This window comes from Neisseria sp. P0022.S010 (genome assembly GCF_051956635.1).
On the sequence record NZ_JBQCXF010000941.1, the window covers coordinates 1 to 434 of the forward strand.

Consider the following 434-nt stretch of genomic DNA (forward strand, 5'->3'; position numbering starts at 1 on the left):
TCGTTGCAGGCACTGACGGCGCGGAAAGCCATACTTCCCGATATTCCGAACCCTGGCTCTTGTGCACCGTCATGGCAACAGCCGACTCAAAATCGGGCAAACGGCTGATGGCAATTTTTTTAAATCCATCTTTCTCAGGAAAATAGGCAGACAAGCCATTCAACGATTTTTCATCTTTCATAATCAGCCCGATGTCGCCGTTAAACACTTCCAGCATGTAATCATTGTGGGTAATCATGATGATTTGTCCGGCAAACCAAGTCGTTCCTCCCGAAACCTTGCCTTGTCGTTGCAGGTATTCTTGATAAGCCTAATTCAAATCATTCGCATCCCGCCGCCAAGCTGTCAATACCACCACATCGGCCGCATGACCGTAGGCGAGTGCGACATTATTCTCTGCCACGGCCTGCCAATAATCCTGTTGCTTTTGATAC

The 434-nt window shown here is 48.4% G+C and carries 1 pseudogene; it reads right to left on the reverse strand.

Annotation, left to right across the window (positions count from 1 at the left end):
* A pseudogene (locus tag ACTHUT_RS22225) lies at positions 1-434 on the reverse strand (exodeoxyribonuclease V subunit alpha); the annotation flags it as partial.